This window comes from Bacillus sp. PSXD-155 (assembly GCF_049310765.1).
GTDB lineage: Bacteria > Bacillota > Bacilli > Bacillales > Bacillaceae_G > Bacillus_A > Bacillus_A cereus.
On record NZ_JBMOWC010000010.1, the window covers coordinates 72,979 to 90,579 of the forward strand.

Genomic DNA, 17,601 nt, shown 5'->3' on the forward strand with positions numbered 1-17,601 from the left:
CATCAAATTAATTATATTTTTATATCTAAAATGAAAAAGACAGAGCTCCTAACCCTGTCTCTACTCTATATCATGCATTTTTTTCAAGAGTATTTGTTTTATATACATTTAAATAATCATTCCACTTCAAACAATTTTGTAAATATTCACGGAAAGAATATGAAAATCTTGGATGTTTTTGTTTTTGAATTTTTGCAATAAATAATTGAAGACGAGACTGAATTAGAAACGATAATGGATGCTGTGCCTGTAGGACAGGGATTTCAAATATTTTAATACAATCCCCTGTTGAATGAGTGAAATAAAAACTTTTCGTAATCACAATATCAATCCTCTTTTTCATTGGATTTTTGAACTTCCTCTACTTTGCGCTGTAAGACGTTGTTTAAAGTGGAGTAAAATCAGACTTATATGATTTCTGTAGTCCTTATGGCTAGAAGATTTATACTCTATTCATCTCCACCTAATCCATCTTCCCGTCCTAAATATCCCTGAGACGGGAACCTCATTACCCATCAATTGTTTAATACATTTAGTATAAGCTTATAAAAGCGCAAAGTTTGTCTAAATTTTGGAGATTCTATAATTTTTTTCTTCTATATATTGTATACGTTTATAGCTATAGTATAACAAATAAATAAAAAAGTGCCTTTATAACGAGGCACTTTTCGACTGCATTTCTTCTCTTTTCTTTTTTCTCTTACTAACAACCTTTGATAAAGCAATACTTACTTCATAAATACAAATAAGCGGCACCGCAACTAAACTATGAGATAAAAAGTCAGGCGGTGATATGCAAGATGCAATGATAATCAACGCTACGTAAGCATACCTTCTTATTGTTATTAAAAATTCCGCCGTAAGTATTCCAATACTAGTTAAAAACATTACAACGACTGGCAATTCAAAAATCACAGCAAATGGAACTGTTAAATTAAGTACAAAATGAAAATACTTTTCTGTCGTAAACATCGTATTAAACATTTCATTACCTATAGTAGTTAAAAAGTGAAATAGAAACGGCATTACAATAAAGTATCCAAAACATAAACCTGCGATAAATAATATAGACAATACCGGTATATACATTATTGTCATCTTTTGTTCATTTGGATGTAAACCCGGTTTTACAAATAACCAAATTTGTATAGCAGCAAAAGGAATTGTACAAACGATAGCAAATACTGTAGCAATCGAGAAAAAAATCCACAATACATCACTTGGACCGAGAACAGTTAATTTCATTGGTAAATCTTTTACAAGCCAAAAATAAATATCCTTTGTAAAAGTAAATCCAATAATTAAAAATAGTACAAAGGATAACACCGTATATATTACTCTTTTTCGAAGCTCAACAATATGTTCTACTACGCTCATTTCCCGATCTTCCATCTCGTTCACCACACTTTATTTATCCATTACAAGGAAAATACATTACAGTTTTTCTTTCTTTTCCTTTTCTTGAAATGCGTCATCTGTCAATTCTTTCGTTGATTTTTTAAACTCTTTTAACGTTTCCCCTAAAGCCTTCCCGATTTCCGGCAATTTTTTAGGTCCAAATAAAATGAGTACTGCTACTAAAATTAAAATTAACCCTGGAAAGCCAATATTTGAAAACATTTCCCCATCCCCTTTATTAGTAGTTTACTTGTCCTACTATTACATAATTTTATTTTGTCAAAAAAGTTTGAAAACGTCAACAAATCCATTACCTTTTGTCAAAAAAATTCAAAAATATAATCAATTATACAAATTTCATTTTCTATTGCTCTTGTGTATGATATGGTAAGGGAAATGACATATTATTTTATGATAGTAGAAAGGATTTGCATTATGACTGAAAAAATGACACGAATGACCCAATTTGTAAAAGAAGAAATTGCAAATGCAATTACACATGGTATCGGTGCCATTTTAAGCATCCCTGCCTTAATCATATTGATTATTCATGCTTCTAAGCACGGTACCGCATCAGCTGTAGTCGCATTTACTGTTTATGGTGTAAGCATGTTCTTACTGTACTTGTTTTCAACATTGCTACATAGCATTCATCATCCTAAAGTAGAAAAAATATTTACTATTTTAGATCATTCAGCCATTTACTTATTGATTGCTGGCACGTATACTCCTTTTCTACTTATTACACTTCGTGGCCCATTAGGATGGACGTTGCTTGCTATAATTTGGACACTTGCAATCGGAGGTATCGTCTTCAAAATCTTCTTTGTACGTCGCTTTATAAAGGCATCAACTTTATGTTACATCATTATGGGCTGGCTCATAATCGTTGCCATTAAACCACTTTATGAAAATCTAACTGGACATGGTTTTTCACTACTTTTAGCAGGTGGAATTTTATATTCTGTCGGAGCTATATTCTTCCTTTGGGAAAAGCTACCTTTCAACCATGCCATATGGCACCTGTTCGTTTTAGGTGGTAGTACGATGATGTTCTTCTGTGTACTCTTTTATGTCTTACCTACAGCATAATAAAAAAGGTTTCAGCTTACTATAAGCTGAAACCTTTTTTATTACTTATGTAATTGTGATGCGATAACTTCCTGTGTATGCTTCGTTAATTCTTTAATATCCATATTCGCATACTCTTCAGGTGTAATCGGCTTAGAAATTGTTACTGTTGCATGAGCTGACTTCATACGATTTCCATTCGCTTCAAACATCTTATATGTACCATCTAACGTTACAGGTAAAATTGCTACACTTGATTTTACTGCAAGATGGAAACTACCAGCCTTAAACTCTCCAACTTCGCCACCTTTACTTCTCGTTCCTTCTGGGAAAATTACGATAGAATGTCCATTCTTTAATAGTTCGATTCCATCTTTAATTGCTTTAAGAGATTGACGACGATCGCTACGATCCATAAATACACAATTCATAAGTTCCATCCAAGTTGGTACAACTGGGAACTTTTTAATCTCTGCCTTTGACACGAATCCAATTGGTTTATTTAAGTAACCTAGTAAAACAGGGATATCCATATTACTTTGGTGATTACTTACAACTAGTACCGGCTTGTCTTTCGGAACATTTTCAAGCCCTTTCACTTCTACTGTCCCTCCAGCTACACGTACCATTTTCTTACCAAACCAATTTGTCGTTTTATACACAGCATTATCTTTTTCTTTTGGCGCCATCGTATTTACTTGTCTTTTAAGACGCCACATTCTCGGTGTAATCGCAATTACAATTAAAATTAAATAAAAGATTTTAAAAAACGTTTGAATCATACAGAACCCCCACCTATTATCATTCCGACCTTCATTATACTAGACAAACGAAGGAAAAAGAAGAAAAAAAGTCCAAACAGCAAGTGTTTGGACTTTTTAAGCATTCTATATTAGAAACGTTTTGCTAATTCACGAGCATTAGCAATTGCCGCTTCTTTAATTTCTTGTGCTTTTTCAGGGTTTGCATTCATACCCTCAACTGCAATATAATCAGTATCATTTACACCGACAAATCCTAATACAGTTTTTAAATGATTGCGTCCGAAGTCTACAGCTGCGTATGCTCCTTCAGAATATACGCCACCTGTTGCTTGAATGTGAAGTGCTTTTTTACCTTCTAATAAGCCGACTGGACCATTTTCAGTATATTTGAATGTTTTACCTGCGATTGCTACGTTATCTAAGTATGCTTTTACTACTGGTGGATAGCTAAAGTTCCACATTGGAGTTACGAATACATAACGATCTGCATGCATAAATGTTTCTAAGTTTGTGTTCATTGCTGCTACTTTTTGTTGTTGAGCTTCCGTTAAAGTTTCAAAGCCTTCACCTGCTGCAAATTTACCCCAAGCAGCAAATACATCTGCATCGATTGCTGGTACAGTAGTATTGAATAGATCAATTGTTACAACTTCGTCTTGTGGATGCTCGTTTTTATAAGCCTCGATGAAAGCTTCCCCTACTGCCATTCCGAAAGAACCTTCTGCTGAATTTGGATTTGCTGTGATAAATAGTACTTTTGTCATTGTATTCTCTCCCTTTTTTCTCTTTATCTTCAATTCAAGATTTGTTTTTTAAAAGTTAATAACTTACCTTATGTAAGTATAATACAAAAAGTTTTATTCAATGTCAATAAAAAATAGCTACTTTTTTTTCGTAAGTTAATGATTTATTTTGTTTCTCTAAAATTTAGTATACAGATATTAAGACTTCTCATACAAAAAGGCTACCTCTATAAATTATAGAGATAGCCTTTTATTACATATTATTTTTGAAAAACATGCTTTACTTTTTCAGCTGGAATGTTACTTCCACCTCTACTTTTTACATCTTCAATCATCATTGTAATGACCATATCTGGCGAATTCAAATCAAATGCAGCGAACCAGCCTAGTTCTTTTCCTTCGGCTTCTTTAGATACTTTTAATTCCGCTGTACCTGTTTTTCCAGCAAGAGTCATTCCATCAATCTTAGCAATTTTCCCTGTACCATCCGGATCATTAATTACTTTCGTCATAGCAGTTTTTAATATATCCTGATTTCCTTTAGAAATTACATTTTCTTTCCAAGCTTTTGGTTGTTTATCTGTTTTAATAATATACGGTGATGGAATCATTCCATCATTTACAATTGGCGCATACGTTAAAGCTAAATGAAGAGGAGTCATTAATACTTGTCCTTGTCCATATCCTGTATCTGCCATTTGAATATCATTTTTAATACCGTCATTTGCAATTTTAGAAGCAGGGAATCCATATTCAATTGGTAGTTTCTCATCGAATCCGAATTTTTTCGCTTCACTCATAAACTTGTCTTTTCCGATTTTCAAAGCTTCTTGTGCGAAGTAAATATTATCCGAGTATTTCATCGCCTTATCAAAATCAATCGGATTTGCATCTTTCACACGCGTTACATAATAATTACCCCAAGAAGAATCTTTTGTCCATTTTAATCCTTCAATTTTCAACTCTTCTTTTGGATCGATTGTTTTCGTTTCAAGACCAATTGCAGCTGTAATTGGTTTAAATACAGAACCTGGTACCGATAATTGTGTAAAGCGATTCGTCATCGGTTTTTTCGGATCATTATTCCAAGCTTCGCGTTGCGCTTTCGATGTTCCTCGTGCAATTAAATTAGGATCATATGCTGGACTACTTACTAGTGCAATTGTTTCTCCACTTTTCGGATTGATTGCTGCACTTGAACCAGCTTCGCCCTTCATTTCATTATACGTTTTTTCTTGAACAGTACTATCAATAGTTAAAGTTACATTTTCTCCATCAACAGCATCTGTTTTTGCCAAGTTTTTAATTTCTTTTCCTTGCGCATCTTCTACAAAGACACGGCCACCTTTTTTACCGCGTAGCTTTTCCTCTAATACTTGCTCTAAACCAGCTTTACCAACTGGGTCATCAGCTTGATAGCCTTTCTTTTGTAGCGTTTTTAAATCTTCAGCATTTACCTTTCCAATATAACCAGTCAGATGAGCTGCCGCTTCCCCTAACGGATATGTACGAACATTTACAGGTTTTGTTGAAACACCTGGTAAATCAATGTACGTATTTTGCGTTGCCCCTTCAGGCAAAATTCCAATTGGTACGAGATACCCTGGTTTTACCCATTTAGCAGCTAATTTTTGATCAATTTCTTCTACAGACATATTTAATAACTTCGCTACTGTTTCTTTCGTTTGCGGAGCAGTATCGCCTAACTTTTCAGGAATCAATCCGATTTCAGAAGCTTTCCCATTTGTTGCAAGACCTTTTCCATTACGATCGTATATTTCACCACGTTTTGGCTGTGTTGTCTGCATACGCACTTTACTATCTTTCGTCATGCCAGGGAAAATAAAATCAGGAGTCCAATCTATTTTCCAAGATTCTTTATCTCCATCTTTTTCTTTCACCATTTTTGCTTCATGGCCAAAAGTAATTTTACCACCAACTGTATCCATGCTTACTTTAAAAGGAACAGGGCCTTCATCTTTTTTATCTTCTTTTACTTCCCCTGTTTCTACCTTTAAGTCTTTCACTTCGATACCAGAATAAATTTTTTCATATTTCTCAGTAAATTCTTTCTTTGAAATATCTTTTTTTGCATTTTTTGATAGTTGATCATACATATCTGCAAATTTTTGTTTATTCCACGCTTTTACATATGTATCAAACGCTTCTTGTGGTTTTTCTTCTTTACCACATCCAACTAACATGAATGTTAAGCAAAGAAAAAGAATCCCCCATATCTTTCTCAATCGATTCTCCTCCTCTTTCTATATTAGTACTTTTGAAAATTTTAGCATTTTTACATGCTACCTATCATTATAGCACTATCGAATCTCATCTATAAACTTATATTGGTGAATATAAATAAAAAGATTGATGCGAATTCTCACATCAATCTTCTTTATTATTGTTGTTTCTCATATACGTGGTAATAATACGTATACGGGTTTTTTTCATCTGTTAAACCTTTTTCTACAAAAATCTCTTTCCAATTTGTCATATCCATTTCTGGGAAGAATGTATCTCCTTCAAATGCATAATGAATTTTTGTTATATACAACTTGTCTACGTATGGTAAAAAGAGATCGTAAATTTGCGCTCCGCCAAAAATAAAAATCTCTTCTTCATTTTTACATAGTTCGAATACTTCTTCTACAGAATGAACAACTTCACATCCTCCAACGTGATATCCTTCATTACGAGTTACAATAATATTACGTCTTCCAGGCAGCGGTCTACCAATCGCTTCATAGTTCTTTCTTCCCATAATAAGCGGGTGACCCATCGTTGTTTTCTTCACGTATTGTAATTCACTCGGTAAACGCCAAGGTAAATTATTATCTTTACCAATTACTCTATTTTCGTCCATTGCGACCATAAATGAAACAATCATTTTTTCATCTCCTCTACAATTATACTGCAACCGGTGCTTTAATTGCTGGATGCGGATCGTATCCTTCAATCGTTAAATCTTCCATTTCAAAATCGAAAACAGATTTCACATCTGGATTTAATGTAAGTTTCGGGAACGGACGTGGTTCACGTGCCAATTGCTTTTCTACTTGTTCAAAATGATTTGTATAAATGTGTGCATCACCAATTGTATGAACAAATTCCCCTACTTCAAGACCACATTCGTGTGCAATTAAATGTGTTAGTAGTGAATAACTTGCGATGTTAAATGGTATTCCAAGGAATATGTCACCACTTCTTTGATATAGCTGACAAGAAAGCTTTCCGTCCGCTACATAAAACTGGAATAATGTATGACAAGGGGGTAATGCCATACTTGGTACGTCTTCAGGATTCCAAGCAGAAACGATTAAACGACGTGAGTCTGGTGTTTTTTTAATCATTTCAATTACATCTTTTAATTGATCAAGTGTCTCACCAGCTGTCGTTTTCCAAGCTCGCCACTGTTTACCGTAAACGTCTCCTAAATAACCATATTTATTTGAGAAATCATCATCTTCTAAAACGTTCTTTTTAAACAATTCCATCTGCTCATCGTACTGTACTTTAAATTCTTCATCTTGTTGTGAGCGAAGACCAAAATCCGTCATGTCAGGACCAGTATACTCATCACTTTCTACCCAGCTCTTAAACGCCCATTCATTCCAAATATTATTATTATGCTGCAATAAATAGCGAATATTTGTATCACCTTTCATAAACCAAAGTAGTTCACTTGCTACAAGGCGAAATGGTACTCTTTTTGTCGTTAATAAAGGAAATCCTTTACTCAAATCAAAACGCATTTGATATCCAAATACAGATACAGTTCCTGTCCCTGTACGATCTTCTTTCTTCGTACCATGTTCCATTACATGGCGGCATAAATTTAAGTATTCATTTTCAGCATGTTTCATATGTAGGAAAACCTTCTTTCAATCGTATATGCAATTTATCATAACATGAAAAATGGTAAATTTAATAATCCTAATTAATAAAATTTCTTCCGCTAATTCTTACAAAATTATTAACTTTCCAAATTTAAAAAGGTTTTCATTTTCTATTACCGAAAGTATAGTGCGGTAGAACAAAATTTATATTTGGAGGTTAGAAGTATGTCTAAAATTGAAACGCCTGTTATGACTTCTTTACAAACAGCGGTTGAAAAAATGATGAAGGATTTAAATGTTCCTGGTGCTGCTGTAGCTGTTATAAAAGACGGTGAAGTTATTATTTCAGAAGGTTTCGGCTATCGTAATATAGAAACAAAAGAGGCTGTTACACCGAATACTCGATTCGCAATCGGTTCCTCAACGAAAGCGTTTGGCACACTTTCATTAAGCTTGTTAGCACAGCAAAAAAAGTTTAATTGGGATACCCCTATCCAGTCTTATATACCTAACTTTACTTTATCTGAACTACTTGCTAGCTCACAAGTTACAGGACGAGATTTAGCTTCTCATCGAACTGGAGTGAGTCGTCATGAGGCTCTTTGGTACAGTTCTTCGTTATCTCGAAAAGATCTCGTTGAAAAAATAAAACATTTACCACTTGATGCACCGTTCCGGACTGCATTTCTATATAACAACTTAATGTATGCAACAATTAGCTACATTGTTGAAAACATTACAAATCAAACGTGGGAGCAATACACTACAGAACATATTTTAGAACCTTTAAATATGAGACATACAAACTTCTCTGTTAACGATTCACAAACTACAGATGATTATGCTTTACCTTACATTGAAAATGACGGTGAAATAAAAGCAGTTCCATTCCGCAACATCGATACAGTCGGCGCTGCTGGGTGTATTAATTCTACAATTGAAGATATGGCAAATTGGGTACTTCTCCACTTAAATGAAGGAAAATTTGGAGATCATGAATTAATCTCCTCTGAATTATTACAACAAATGTATACACCACACAATTCAATTCCAGACCAACCGGTTTTATCACTCCCTGAATCTCCATTAAATAGTTACGGCCTTGGTTGGTTTATTAGCGCTTATCGTGGTAAAAAAGTGATTCATCATGGCGGTAATATCGATGGATTTTCAGCGCTTGTTTCATTCATACCAATAGAAAACATAGGCCTTGTCATTTTAACGAATGCTGGAGGAACATTACTTCCTACTTATCTGGCTAATCAAATTTATGATGAATTACTTGAATTTGAATCCATTGATTGGCATAAACGTGCTGTAGAAGATACTGAAAAAATGAAGGAAATGATGAAAGAAGCAACTGAATCCCTCCCTGAACAAATTAAAGGGACTACACCTTCGCACAAGTTAGAGGACTATACTGGTACTTTTGAACATCCTGCATATGGAACATTACAAGTATACAAACGCGATGATTCGTTATATGTACAATTTATGGAAATGGATATTCAATTAGGGCATCATCATTACGACATCTTCTCTGCAAAAGTTGACTTATTCCAAATGAAAATGAGTTTATTATTCGCTTATGAAATGAATATAAGAGGTGAATTCCCATCCCTTCAGTTACATGTACCAGCCACATTAAGTACTCAGCCACTTACATTTAAGAAAATTAAATAAGTATTTTGATGGTAAAAAATAAAGGTAGGTGCGAATCACACCTACCTTTTCTATTTCATATCAATCTTATCTGGTTGAAACCAACTTGGTTTTGATAACTCAAAGTTTTTATGATCTTCCAATACAATATGAAGACGCTCTAACATATCATCCAACATATGTGGTGCTGTTCTTAATGTCCAGACAACTGATGAGAAAACTGTCATGCCAACGTACACCGCATATAATTTCCAGAACTCCTCTGGTATTCTCCTATTAAAGTATCCTTCTATTTGTCCGATTGAATACGGAATACTAATGTCCCTTGCAAATAGTGCAATTTTCACGAAATCATGCAGTGGATCGCCCCAGTCATAACCATTAAAATCAACTACACCTACATATTTCCCATCCCGTACAATTATATTTTCTAAATGAAAATCATCGTGTTGAAATCGATTTGGGCGATCCTTTACATACATTTCATTTTCATCTATAAACTTAATAATCTTATCATCATTTTTTATTTTTATTCCGCATGTTTTGTATGCTTCTACATATTTACTATGTTTTTTCATTGCTCTTTCATGCCATGGAAGTATATCATTAGGAGCTTCATATGTATGCATTTTTGCTAAATCTTTTCCTGCCTCTATGCCAATATCATATTGTTCTTTTGGTGAATACGTAGGCAATAGCTTCTTCGCATCTTCCCCTTCTAAATATGAAAAAATACTATAGCATACACCTTCTTCCAATATACCTATTTCAATTGGCCTTTGTACCTGTACGTTACGTTTTACCATTTCATTTAAAATTTGAAACTCTATTTTCTTTCTTTCATACTCTTTTATATCTCCTGTCCGAAATAAATATTTTTCATTATTTGCATTCGTAATTACATATTTCTTATCTGGAGAGAAACCTTTAGAAATTTCTTCAATATTCGCTGCATCTTTTACAATTTGTATATTGTTTTGCCGTGCTGTAATTATCTTCATATCTATTCCCCTTATATTTCTGCATTTGGTGTATAGGCTACTTCTACAATAAATCCATTCGGATCGTAAAAATCAATCGTATAGTACCCTTCTGAATAATGATTCATTTCAATTAGACTACGTATTACCTTCACTTTCGTACTAGAAAGAAAATCTACTACTTCATCAACTACTTCTCTATGAATAGCTTGATAACAAATATGTCTAGGACCTAACGTCCTTACGATTTCCTCATCTACTTCTTTAAATTATATTTCACTTTCTCCCGTGCTATATGCTACTTCATTTAATCTTCTCCATCCAATTATTGAAAACAGCTTACTATAAAAAGAAATGGATTCCTCTAAATTTGCTACTCAAAATTCAATATGATGAATACACTCCTTGTACTACTTGCACAATTTCCATCGGCTTATGAACCATATAATCGGGTGCGTCTTTTTTCACTGTTTCAATAACATCATATCCCCAAGATACCCAAATTACATTCACCCCAGCCTTTTTACAAGCTGCTACATCTCGCTGTTCATCACCAATGTATAACATATCTTGCTCTGTTATCTTTTTCGATTTTAAAAATCTTTTTATCATTTTATCTTTACCAAACAAATTTTTAGAACAATACACTTCTTGAATATTTTCGATACCATTATTGTGCAAAAACGCCCGAATATGCTCTTCTGAGTTAGATGATATGACCGCAATACCGTATCCTGTTTTATGTAGTTCATCTAATACATCCTTCATCCCATGAAATAAAACAAGATTTTTTATAGCAGGCTGATACAATTTATAAAATTCCAAAGCTAATATCGGTAATTTATACAGTGGTACATCGAGTTGTTTACATCTCTCTGTCATCGTTAATTTACGTAAATGTTCAATTTCGTCTTCCTTTACTGCTTTATACCCATGTTTTTCAGCAAGTTGATTATAAATCGGTACAAATATATTTTGTGAATCTACTAATGTGCCATCAAAGTCAAAAACAATATATTTTTGCATCTCCATACTCCTTTTGCTTCTTTTTTCTAAACCTATGTTATTCAACAACATAGTTGTCTGTCCCTTCTATAAAAATAAAAAAGAACAAGATTTTCTCTTGTTCTTTTTAAGACAACCATTTCGGCGGTACATTCGTATTCCAATAAATATTTCCTAACTCATGATGTCCAGAGTATCCATCATCAAAACGGTGATAATGGAAATTAAAATAATAACCATCTTGCGGCGGATGATCTCTTCTTACATGGAAACGCAATAAATCATTTCCTGATTTCGTATCGTAGACGTGAAAAATCTTTTCATTATTTCCACCAGCTGGTTTTTGAGAAATCGCTAATGATTGTAGTGAATCTTCTGGTACATCACTAGCAAGCTCAGCAATTGCCTCTTCAATTTTCGGTAATATTACATCTTTAAACTCATCTTCAATTACTGGACCAATTTTAGTACCAAACTTTTGCATCGACTGCTTTTCTGCTTCTTGCATTGCATAAGTAATAAAAGTATCGGTGGTTAACCTGTCATTCGTTTCTTCATATGTATAGGACGTGCTCTCCAAACTTTGTTGCCCAGCTGTGCTCGTAGGCTTGTCCGCAGCTTTGCCATTATCAAGTAATATGGAAGGAGGCGTCACTAAACCAAATGTAAATACGGTAATTAATGCGACTAAGGTTTTTCTAAACCAATTTGGCATTTATGTTCCCTCCCCTTTCACTCATTATTTTTTTATATAACGGTGGTTTCTTCTATTATACAAAATGATTGTAATTTTTGCACTTTACAATTTTGTTAACGTTCACATATTTTTCACTTGAATATGAAATTGTAAGGTTTCATACAATAAAAATACAACAATAATAAGGAGGCGATCAGATGACTTTAGATGTCATGTATTCCGCCGTAAGCATACTCGTTTTAGTATATTTTATTTATCAATGTGTTACAGACTAGAAAAAGAGCCGTCAATGGCTCTTTTTTAATGGTAAAAATACAATCCATACAATTAATAAAATAAAAATAATGCCACCAATCACAGCTGGCAATAAATAAAACTGGGCAAGTATAACTATTCCATACAAAAGTATTGCTGGTAGTAGTAAATAACGATTTGCCTTCCATCTTAACAAAAGTAAGTTCCCTTCATCACAATATAAATGAAGAAACATCTTATTCGTAAATTCATTCCAATAATCACGTGCATAGCGAGAAATTGCAACTACAGCAAATACGAGAACAATAGCTGCAATCCACCTAGGAGTCATAATTATACTTGCAGTACTGATACATACAATTTGAATATAAAATATTCGTGCAGTACTTGTACGGAAAAATTCTTTCAAAAAAGATTCGACAATACGAGAATCAGCTTTTTTTCCTAAAAGTCTTTTAGAGTACGGAAACATCCACGGTTTTTTATTCGAACTACTCGGTTTAGCCGCATGACCACCAACTTGCATAATTCCGCTCGTCCAGCGCATGCTTTCCTCCTTTTCTTTCTCAATTTCTTTAAAAAAGAACTTTTTATAATTCATTTTCGCTTTTACTAATACACTACTTAAGAAAATTACTAAACCGATAAATAGAATTGAATAAAATGGATTTTTATAAATAAAAAATAAACTAATTCCAAAAAAGGACACACTCATAGAAAATACTACATTTTTTACAATCCATAAAACCCATCGTTTCTCCGCATGTACATGAATAAATCTCGTTAACAACGACATCATAAATCGAAATATAGTAAAGAATACCCAAAATAATAGGACTTGTATCTCTGTTACTCCGATACTTTTCATCAACACCGGTAACATAATAACGACTAATATTATATTCGTTATCGCTATTCGAACAAATGTGTACATCATGCCATACTGGACTAATTTTTGCATATGTGTTGCATACGAAATTAAAAATAAACTATCCGCTTGCTCAAAAAATGAACGAACTCCTCTCGGATATGTTACTAGATAAAATGCGAGTAATCCTAATCCGAAATAAATCGTCTCTTCCGTTGATAATTCATTTATCCATAGTGACCTATAATAGATTCCCATAAATATAAGTGCTGGTATAATAATATATAATGCGACTGTCCAATCTGTTACCGAACGTATAGACTTCCACTTCCGCTGAAGCTCATGGCGTAATCTTTTATAAAATTGTTGTTTAATCATGTTGTTCACGCCTTACGATTACATCAAAGCAGTCTAGTAATGAGCTACCCGGCATTTCCGCTAACATTTGAATAGATTCTAAATGTCCATCTGCGACTAATGTACCTTGTGAAATGAGTAAAAATCTTTCACAAATTTTTTCAGCAGTATCCAATACGTGCGTACAAAGTAAAATTCCTGCTCCGCGCTCTTTTTCTTTATATAAATAACTTAAAAACTCTTTCGTAGCTACTGGATCTAAACCGATAAAGGGTTCATCAATGATATAAAAATCTGGCTCAGTTAAAAACGCCAATATTAGCATCGATTTTTGTTTCATACCTTTTGAAAACTTTGATAAATACTCATGTTTATGCTTATCCATTCGAAAAGTATGTAATAATTGTTCCGCTCGTTCTTCCCAGCTTCCCATTTCACTTCCACGAGCAGCCATTAATAATTCAATATGTTCCCAGAGCGTCAAGTAATCATAGTATGTTGGATGTTCTGGCACGTATGCATACGGATTTTTCTTTTCACCGAATGATATTTCACCGTCCATATTTACAAGTAATCCGAGCATCGTTTTTATCGTCGTACTCTTCCCAGCACCATTTGCTCCAATAAGAGCAACTAGTTCACCTTTTTCGATAGAAAAAGCTATATCATGAATTGTTTTTTCGCCTATTTCATATCCGGCTGAGCGGATATTTACTTCTAACATGCATTTCCCCTCTTTCCATTTCCAATACAATCAAGGAAAAGAATAACATATAACTATCTATATATCATTATAAAATATTTATTTTCATAGCAGGAAAAAACATTTTTTAACAGAATATTAAATGTTTGATTACATTTTATTGGGGTGGATAATATGTCTTTTCAAATTCGTGAAGCAACGATAGATGATATAGACGCACTTTGTTCTTTAACGAAAGAATTAAAAGGTTCCTCTATTTCCTATGAAGATATGAACAATCGATTACAATTCGTACAAATGAGTCCGTTTGATTTTTTATATGTTTACGAGGAAGAAGAAGCTATATTTGGATTACTTGGATTTCGTATACGTGAAAATTTAGAAGATGTAACACGTTATGGAGAGATTTCAATTATTAGCGTCGATTCTAACATACGACGGAAAGGCATTGGACAAGTATTGATGGATTATGCAGAGCAATTAGCAAAGAAACATAATTGCATTGGCACATGGCTAGTTAGTGGAACAAAAAGAGTAGAAGCTCATCCTTTTTACAAAAAATTAGGATATGCAGTAAATGGCTACCGATTTGTAAAACATTTTTAAACTACTTATAATTGAAGGGACTATAACTATGACAAACATTAAAGCAATTTTCATTGATCGTGACGGTACAATTGGTGGTGACACTACAATACATTATCCAGGATCTTTTACATTATTTCCATTCACAAAAACATCCTTGCAAAAACTAAAAGCTAAAAATATAAAAATTTTCTCTTTCACAAATCAACCTGGTATCGCAGATGGAATAGCAACTGTAGCCGATTTTGTACAAGAATTAGAAGGCTTCGGTTTTGATGATATTTATGTATGTCCTCATAAACACGGTGATGGTTGTGAATGCCGTAAACCAAGTACAGGCATGCTGCTTAAAGCAGCAAAAAAACATGGGCTTGATTTAACACAATGTGCTGTAGTTGGTGATCGCTGGACTGATATTGTTGCAGGAGCAAAAGTAAATGCAACTACGATTCTAGTCCGAACAGGCGCTGGGTATGATGCTTTGCATACGTACCGAGACAAATGGGCACATATTGAACCAAACTACATTGCAGATAACTTTGAAGATGCAACAAACTGGGTTTTAAATCAACTATAATACAAATGAAGATTTTGATGCACTCAAAATAATTTAAAACATAGTTAAAATAGCCTTTTTGGCAAATAATTGTCTTCCACAAAACGGATTACCTCAAAAGGTAGCAAGTTCCCTTTTGATAAGCAAACATTGCAATTCAAATTTTATTTTTTATTAGTAACAGCAATTAACGTAAAGAAGGAATAGCTTAGTGGCTATCCCTTCTTTATTGACTTCTATTATTTACATTTGTTATCTTTTTTTATTGAGTATTCTCATCGTTTTTATACTCCAAAATATCCCCTGGCTGACACTCCAAAGCTTTACATATCGCTTCTAATGTTGAAAAACGAACCGCTTTTGCTTTCCCATTTTTCAAAATAGAAAGATTCGCCATCGTAATTCCAACCTTCTCCGAAAGTTCCGTTACACTCATCTTTCGTTTTGCTAACATGACGTCAATATTAATAATAATTGTCATATCCGCCACCTCAGACCGTCAAATCATTTTCTGATTTTATGTTAATTGCTTCTTGTAGAAGGCGTTGAAGAATAGCAGCAAAAACAGCGATAACGAGCGAAGCAAAAACGATAATAAGTCCCACTAACCCAATAGGAGGGTCCATTTTTTTCGCTATAAAATGAAAAAGTGGCAAACTTAATACATACAAACCACTGATTGTAATTGCACAGCGCTTTATATTCTTTAACGCCTTTACAGATAATTCCGAGAACGCTGTGTTCTCATCAATGTACTGTAAAAGATTGAAAGCCTGATAAAGAGCAACGTAAAAAGGCACAGCTGCTCCATACATCACAATGAAAACAAGATATTTCATCGGAGCAATATTAGGATACAAATTTGCTGCGAAATTCGCCATTTCCGGCACTAAAAATATGCATAAAGCAAGTACTGCAATTCCAACAAGAAAAATAATTACTTTTAAGAACGTTGTTGAACTTCGTTTAAGATTCATTTACAATACCTCATTTTTTTAATGATAACATAATTTTATCATATTGTTTATCGTTTAACAATAAATAAATATCGTTTTCGTCATGTTTAATTTAGGCAAAAATAAAAAAGAATTTCTCATTACAAAGAAATTCTTTTTCTTGAAAATGTCTCTTTCAACTTAATTTTTTAAAACGTTAATTCGTAATGGAAATAACGATTATCTCTCAAATAACCATTTTCAGCATATAATCGTTGTGCTGATAAATTATCAATCTCTGTTTGCAATTTTACACCTTTTGCTCCATTCTCTAATGCGTATTCTTTAGCAGCTTCTAATAATTTTTTACCTGTTCCGGCTCCACGCTTCGCCGCTTGTACAAATAAATCATTTAAAATCCATAATTCTTTCATTGAAATGGAAGAAAATGATGGATATAGTTGTGTGAACCCAATATATTCGCCGTCTTCAACTGCTACGAAAATAACGGACTCTTTTCTCTCAATTCGATTTCGTAAAAATACTTTTGCACCTTCTAAATCAGAATCCTGCCTATAAAACATGCGATAGTTATTAAAAACTGATGCTAGTCCATCTAAATCTGCAATTGTTGCCTCATATATTCTCATTTTACTCCATTCCCCTTCCAATACTGTCTCATTATATCCGTTGCCCATTTAGGCTGGTGTATTTCTTCTTTCGGCATAAACTCTTTCATTATTGGTTTTATATCCAATATAGGAGTACCATTAATAGCATCTAATCCCTCAACAATAATTGATTTACCTTCTCTTTTAATCACCTTTACAATTGTTACACCTATGCGATTCGGGCGATTTTTTCCGCGCTGTGCAAAAATACCTACTTCAGGATAATCTTTATTATTTCTAGGATGTCTAGCAAAATACTGAATTTGCTCGTCAGTTACTTTATGAAAATAAAAAACAACTTCAATATGGGAAAAATCTTCAATCCCTTGTATACTTTCTTCTGCATACATTTCAGTTAAAGTTATACGGGATCTTACTTCTCCCCACTCATCATCTTTTATTTCCTTTCTTTCATTATGTACAAATGCGATTGGTTGAACTGAAAACATACGCATTCCCCCTTAAATGTAACCACTTACATTATAAAATATTTTCTGAATGTTTTCCAGATA

General features: G+C 33.5%; 21 protein-coding genes and 1 pseudogene. 4 read left to right on the top strand and 18 right to left on the bottom strand.

Features of this window, described 5'->3' with window-relative positions; all coding sequences use genetic code 11:
- Nucleotides 1–70 precede the first annotated feature (70 nt).
- From ACO6VI_RS13880 to ACO6VI_RS13890, 3 genes are all read right to left on the bottom strand, one after another.
- Nucleotides 71–322 carry a DUF2535 family protein gene (locus ACO6VI_RS13880; RefSeq protein ID WP_000629012.1) on the bottom strand — a complete coding sequence of 84 codons (252 nt, stop codon included), beginning with the start codon at nt 320–322 and terminating at the stop codon, nt 71–73.
- A gap of 329 nt (nt 323–651) precedes the next feature.
- Nucleotides 652–1,392, bottom strand: a complete 741-nt coding sequence (gene tatC, locus ACO6VI_RS13885; RefSeq protein ID WP_023521829.1) for a twin-arginine translocase subunit TatC — start codon at nt 1,390–1,392, stop codon at nt 652–654.
- A gap of 42 nt (nt 1,393–1,434) precedes the next feature.
- Nucleotides 1,435–1,620, bottom strand: a complete 186-nt coding sequence (locus tag ACO6VI_RS13890) for a twin-arginine translocase TatA/TatE family subunit (RefSeq protein WP_000492442.1) — start codon at nt 1,618–1,620, stop codon at nt 1,435–1,437.
- A gap of 213 nt (nt 1,621–1,833) precedes the next feature.
- Here ACO6VI_RS13890 and trhA point away from each other — a divergent pair, with 213 nt between their 5' ends.
- The gene (gene trhA / locus ACO6VI_RS13895) at nt 1,834–2,490 is read left to right on the top strand and encodes a PAQR family membrane homeostasis protein TrhA (protein WP_000136890.1); all 657 of its coding nucleotides are present in this window, start codon (nt 1,834–1,836) and stop codon (nt 2,488–2,490) included.
- 41 nt (nt 2,491–2,531) lie between these two features.
- On the opposite strand, the gene ACO6VI_RS13900 is transcribed toward trhA, so the two are convergent.
- The 5 genes from ACO6VI_RS13900 to ACO6VI_RS13920 form a co-directional block, all read right to left on the bottom strand.
- A complete protein-coding gene (locus ACO6VI_RS13900; protein WP_088020931.1) occupies nt 2,532–3,251 on the bottom strand; it encodes a lysophospholipid acyltransferase family protein in 720 nt (239 codons plus the stop codon).
- 110 nt (nt 3,252–3,361) lie between these two features.
- Complete coding sequence (locus ACO6VI_RS13905) at nt 3,362–3,997, bottom strand: FMN-dependent NADH-azoreductase (RefSeq protein WP_000170028.1); 636 nt, start codon at nt 3,995–3,997, stop codon at nt 3,362–3,364.
- Nucleotides 3,998–4,236: 239 nt separating this feature from the next.
- Nucleotides 4,237–6,222 carry a penicillin-binding protein 3 gene (pbpC, locus tag ACO6VI_RS13910; protein WP_161520146.1) on the bottom strand — a complete coding sequence of 662 codons (1,986 nt, stop codon included), beginning with the start codon at nt 6,220–6,222 and terminating at the stop codon, nt 4,237–4,239.
- 155 nt (nt 6,223–6,377) lie between these two features.
- Complete coding sequence (locus ACO6VI_RS13915) at nt 6,378–6,866, bottom strand: dihydrofolate reductase (protein ID WP_088020929.1); 489 nt, start codon at nt 6,864–6,866, stop codon at nt 6,378–6,380.
- Between the two features lie 19 nt (nt 6,867–6,885).
- Nucleotides 6,886–7,842: a thymidylate synthase gene (locus tag ACO6VI_RS13920; protein WP_000679600.1), complete on the bottom strand. Its 957-nt coding sequence runs from the start codon at nt 7,840–7,842 to the stop codon at nt 6,886–6,888.
- Nucleotides 7,843–8,040: 198 nt separating this feature from the next.
- On the opposite strand from ACO6VI_RS13920, the gene ACO6VI_RS13925 reads away from it, so the two are divergent.
- Nucleotides 8,041–9,498: a serine hydrolase gene (locus tag ACO6VI_RS13925; protein ID WP_088020928.1), complete on the top strand. Its 1,458-nt coding sequence runs from the start codon at nt 8,041–8,043 to the stop codon at nt 9,496–9,498.
- A 50-nt stretch (nt 9,499–9,548) separates the two neighbouring features.
- Here ACO6VI_RS13925 and ACO6VI_RS13930 read toward each other — a convergent pair whose 3' ends face one another.
- From ACO6VI_RS13930 to ACO6VI_RS13955, 6 genes and pseudogenes are all read right to left on the bottom strand, one after another.
- Nucleotides 9,549–10,478, bottom strand: a complete 930-nt coding sequence (locus ACO6VI_RS13930; RefSeq protein WP_161520145.1) for an aminoglycoside phosphotransferase family protein — start codon at nt 10,476–10,478, stop codon at nt 9,549–9,551.
- An 11-nt stretch (nt 10,479–10,489) separates the two neighbouring features.
- Nucleotides 10,490–10,813, bottom strand: a pseudogene (locus ACO6VI_RS13935) (topoisomerase IV).
- Between the two features lie 28 nt (nt 10,814–10,841).
- Nucleotides 10,842–11,483 (bottom strand): HAD family hydrolase, encoded by a 642-nt coding sequence (locus ACO6VI_RS13940; RefSeq protein ID WP_001174995.1) that lies wholly within the window; start codon nt 11,481–11,483, stop codon nt 10,842–10,844.
- A 106-nt stretch (nt 11,484–11,589) separates the two neighbouring features.
- On the bottom strand, nt 11,590–12,177 hold the full coding sequence (locus ACO6VI_RS13945) for a YpjP family protein (protein ID WP_422423506.1): 588 nt from the start codon (nt 12,175–12,177) through the stop codon (nt 11,590–11,592).
- 268 nt (nt 12,178–12,445) lie between these two features.
- Nucleotides 12,446–13,660: an ABC transporter permease gene (locus ACO6VI_RS13950; protein ID WP_000595455.1), complete on the bottom strand. Its 1,215-nt coding sequence runs from the start codon at nt 13,658–13,660 to the stop codon at nt 12,446–12,448.
- Nucleotides 13,653–14,363: an ABC transporter ATP-binding protein gene (locus ACO6VI_RS13955; RefSeq protein WP_000895234.1), complete on the bottom strand. Its 711-nt coding sequence runs from the start codon at nt 14,361–14,363 to the stop codon at nt 13,653–13,655. Before ACO6VI_RS13955 ends, ACO6VI_RS13950 begins: the two co-directional genes overlap by 8 nt.
- A 153-nt stretch (nt 14,364–14,516) precedes the next feature.
- On the opposite strand from ACO6VI_RS13955, the gene ACO6VI_RS13960 reads away from it, so the two are divergent.
- Nucleotides 14,517–14,948 carry a GNAT family N-acetyltransferase gene (locus ACO6VI_RS13960; RefSeq protein WP_000009775.1) on the top strand — a complete coding sequence of 144 codons (432 nt, stop codon included), beginning with the start codon at nt 14,517–14,519 and terminating at the stop codon, nt 14,946–14,948.
- 28 nt (nt 14,949–14,976) lie between these two features.
- Nucleotides 14,977–15,504 carry an HAD-IIIA family hydrolase gene (locus ACO6VI_RS13965; protein WP_000181782.1) on the top strand — a complete coding sequence of 176 codons (528 nt, stop codon included), beginning with the start codon at nt 14,977–14,979 and terminating at the stop codon, nt 15,502–15,504.
- 241 nt (nt 15,505–15,745) lie between these two features.
- Here ACO6VI_RS13965 and ACO6VI_RS13970 read toward each other — a convergent pair whose 3' ends face one another.
- From ACO6VI_RS13970 to ACO6VI_RS13985, 4 genes are all read right to left on the bottom strand, one after another.
- Nucleotides 15,746–15,964: a helix-turn-helix domain-containing protein gene (locus ACO6VI_RS13970; protein ID WP_000152534.1), complete on the bottom strand. Its 219-nt coding sequence runs from the start codon at nt 15,962–15,964 to the stop codon at nt 15,746–15,748.
- Between the two features lie 10 nt (nt 15,965–15,974).
- A complete protein-coding gene (locus ACO6VI_RS13975) occupies nt 15,975–16,460 on the bottom strand; it encodes a DUF2975 domain-containing protein (RefSeq protein ID WP_023521825.1) in 486 nt (161 codons plus the stop codon).
- A 167-nt stretch (nt 16,461–16,627) separates the two neighbouring features.
- Nucleotides 16,628–17,068 (bottom strand): GNAT family N-acetyltransferase, encoded by a 441-nt coding sequence (locus ACO6VI_RS13980; protein WP_023521824.1) that lies wholly within the window; start codon nt 17,066–17,068, stop codon nt 16,628–16,630.
- On the bottom strand, nt 17,065–17,538 hold the full coding sequence (locus tag ACO6VI_RS13985; RefSeq protein WP_000493252.1) for an SAM-dependent methyltransferase: 474 nt from the start codon (nt 17,536–17,538) through the stop codon (nt 17,065–17,067). Before ACO6VI_RS13985 ends, ACO6VI_RS13980 begins: the two co-directional genes overlap by 4 nt.
- Nucleotides 17,539–17,601: the final 63 nt, after the last annotated feature.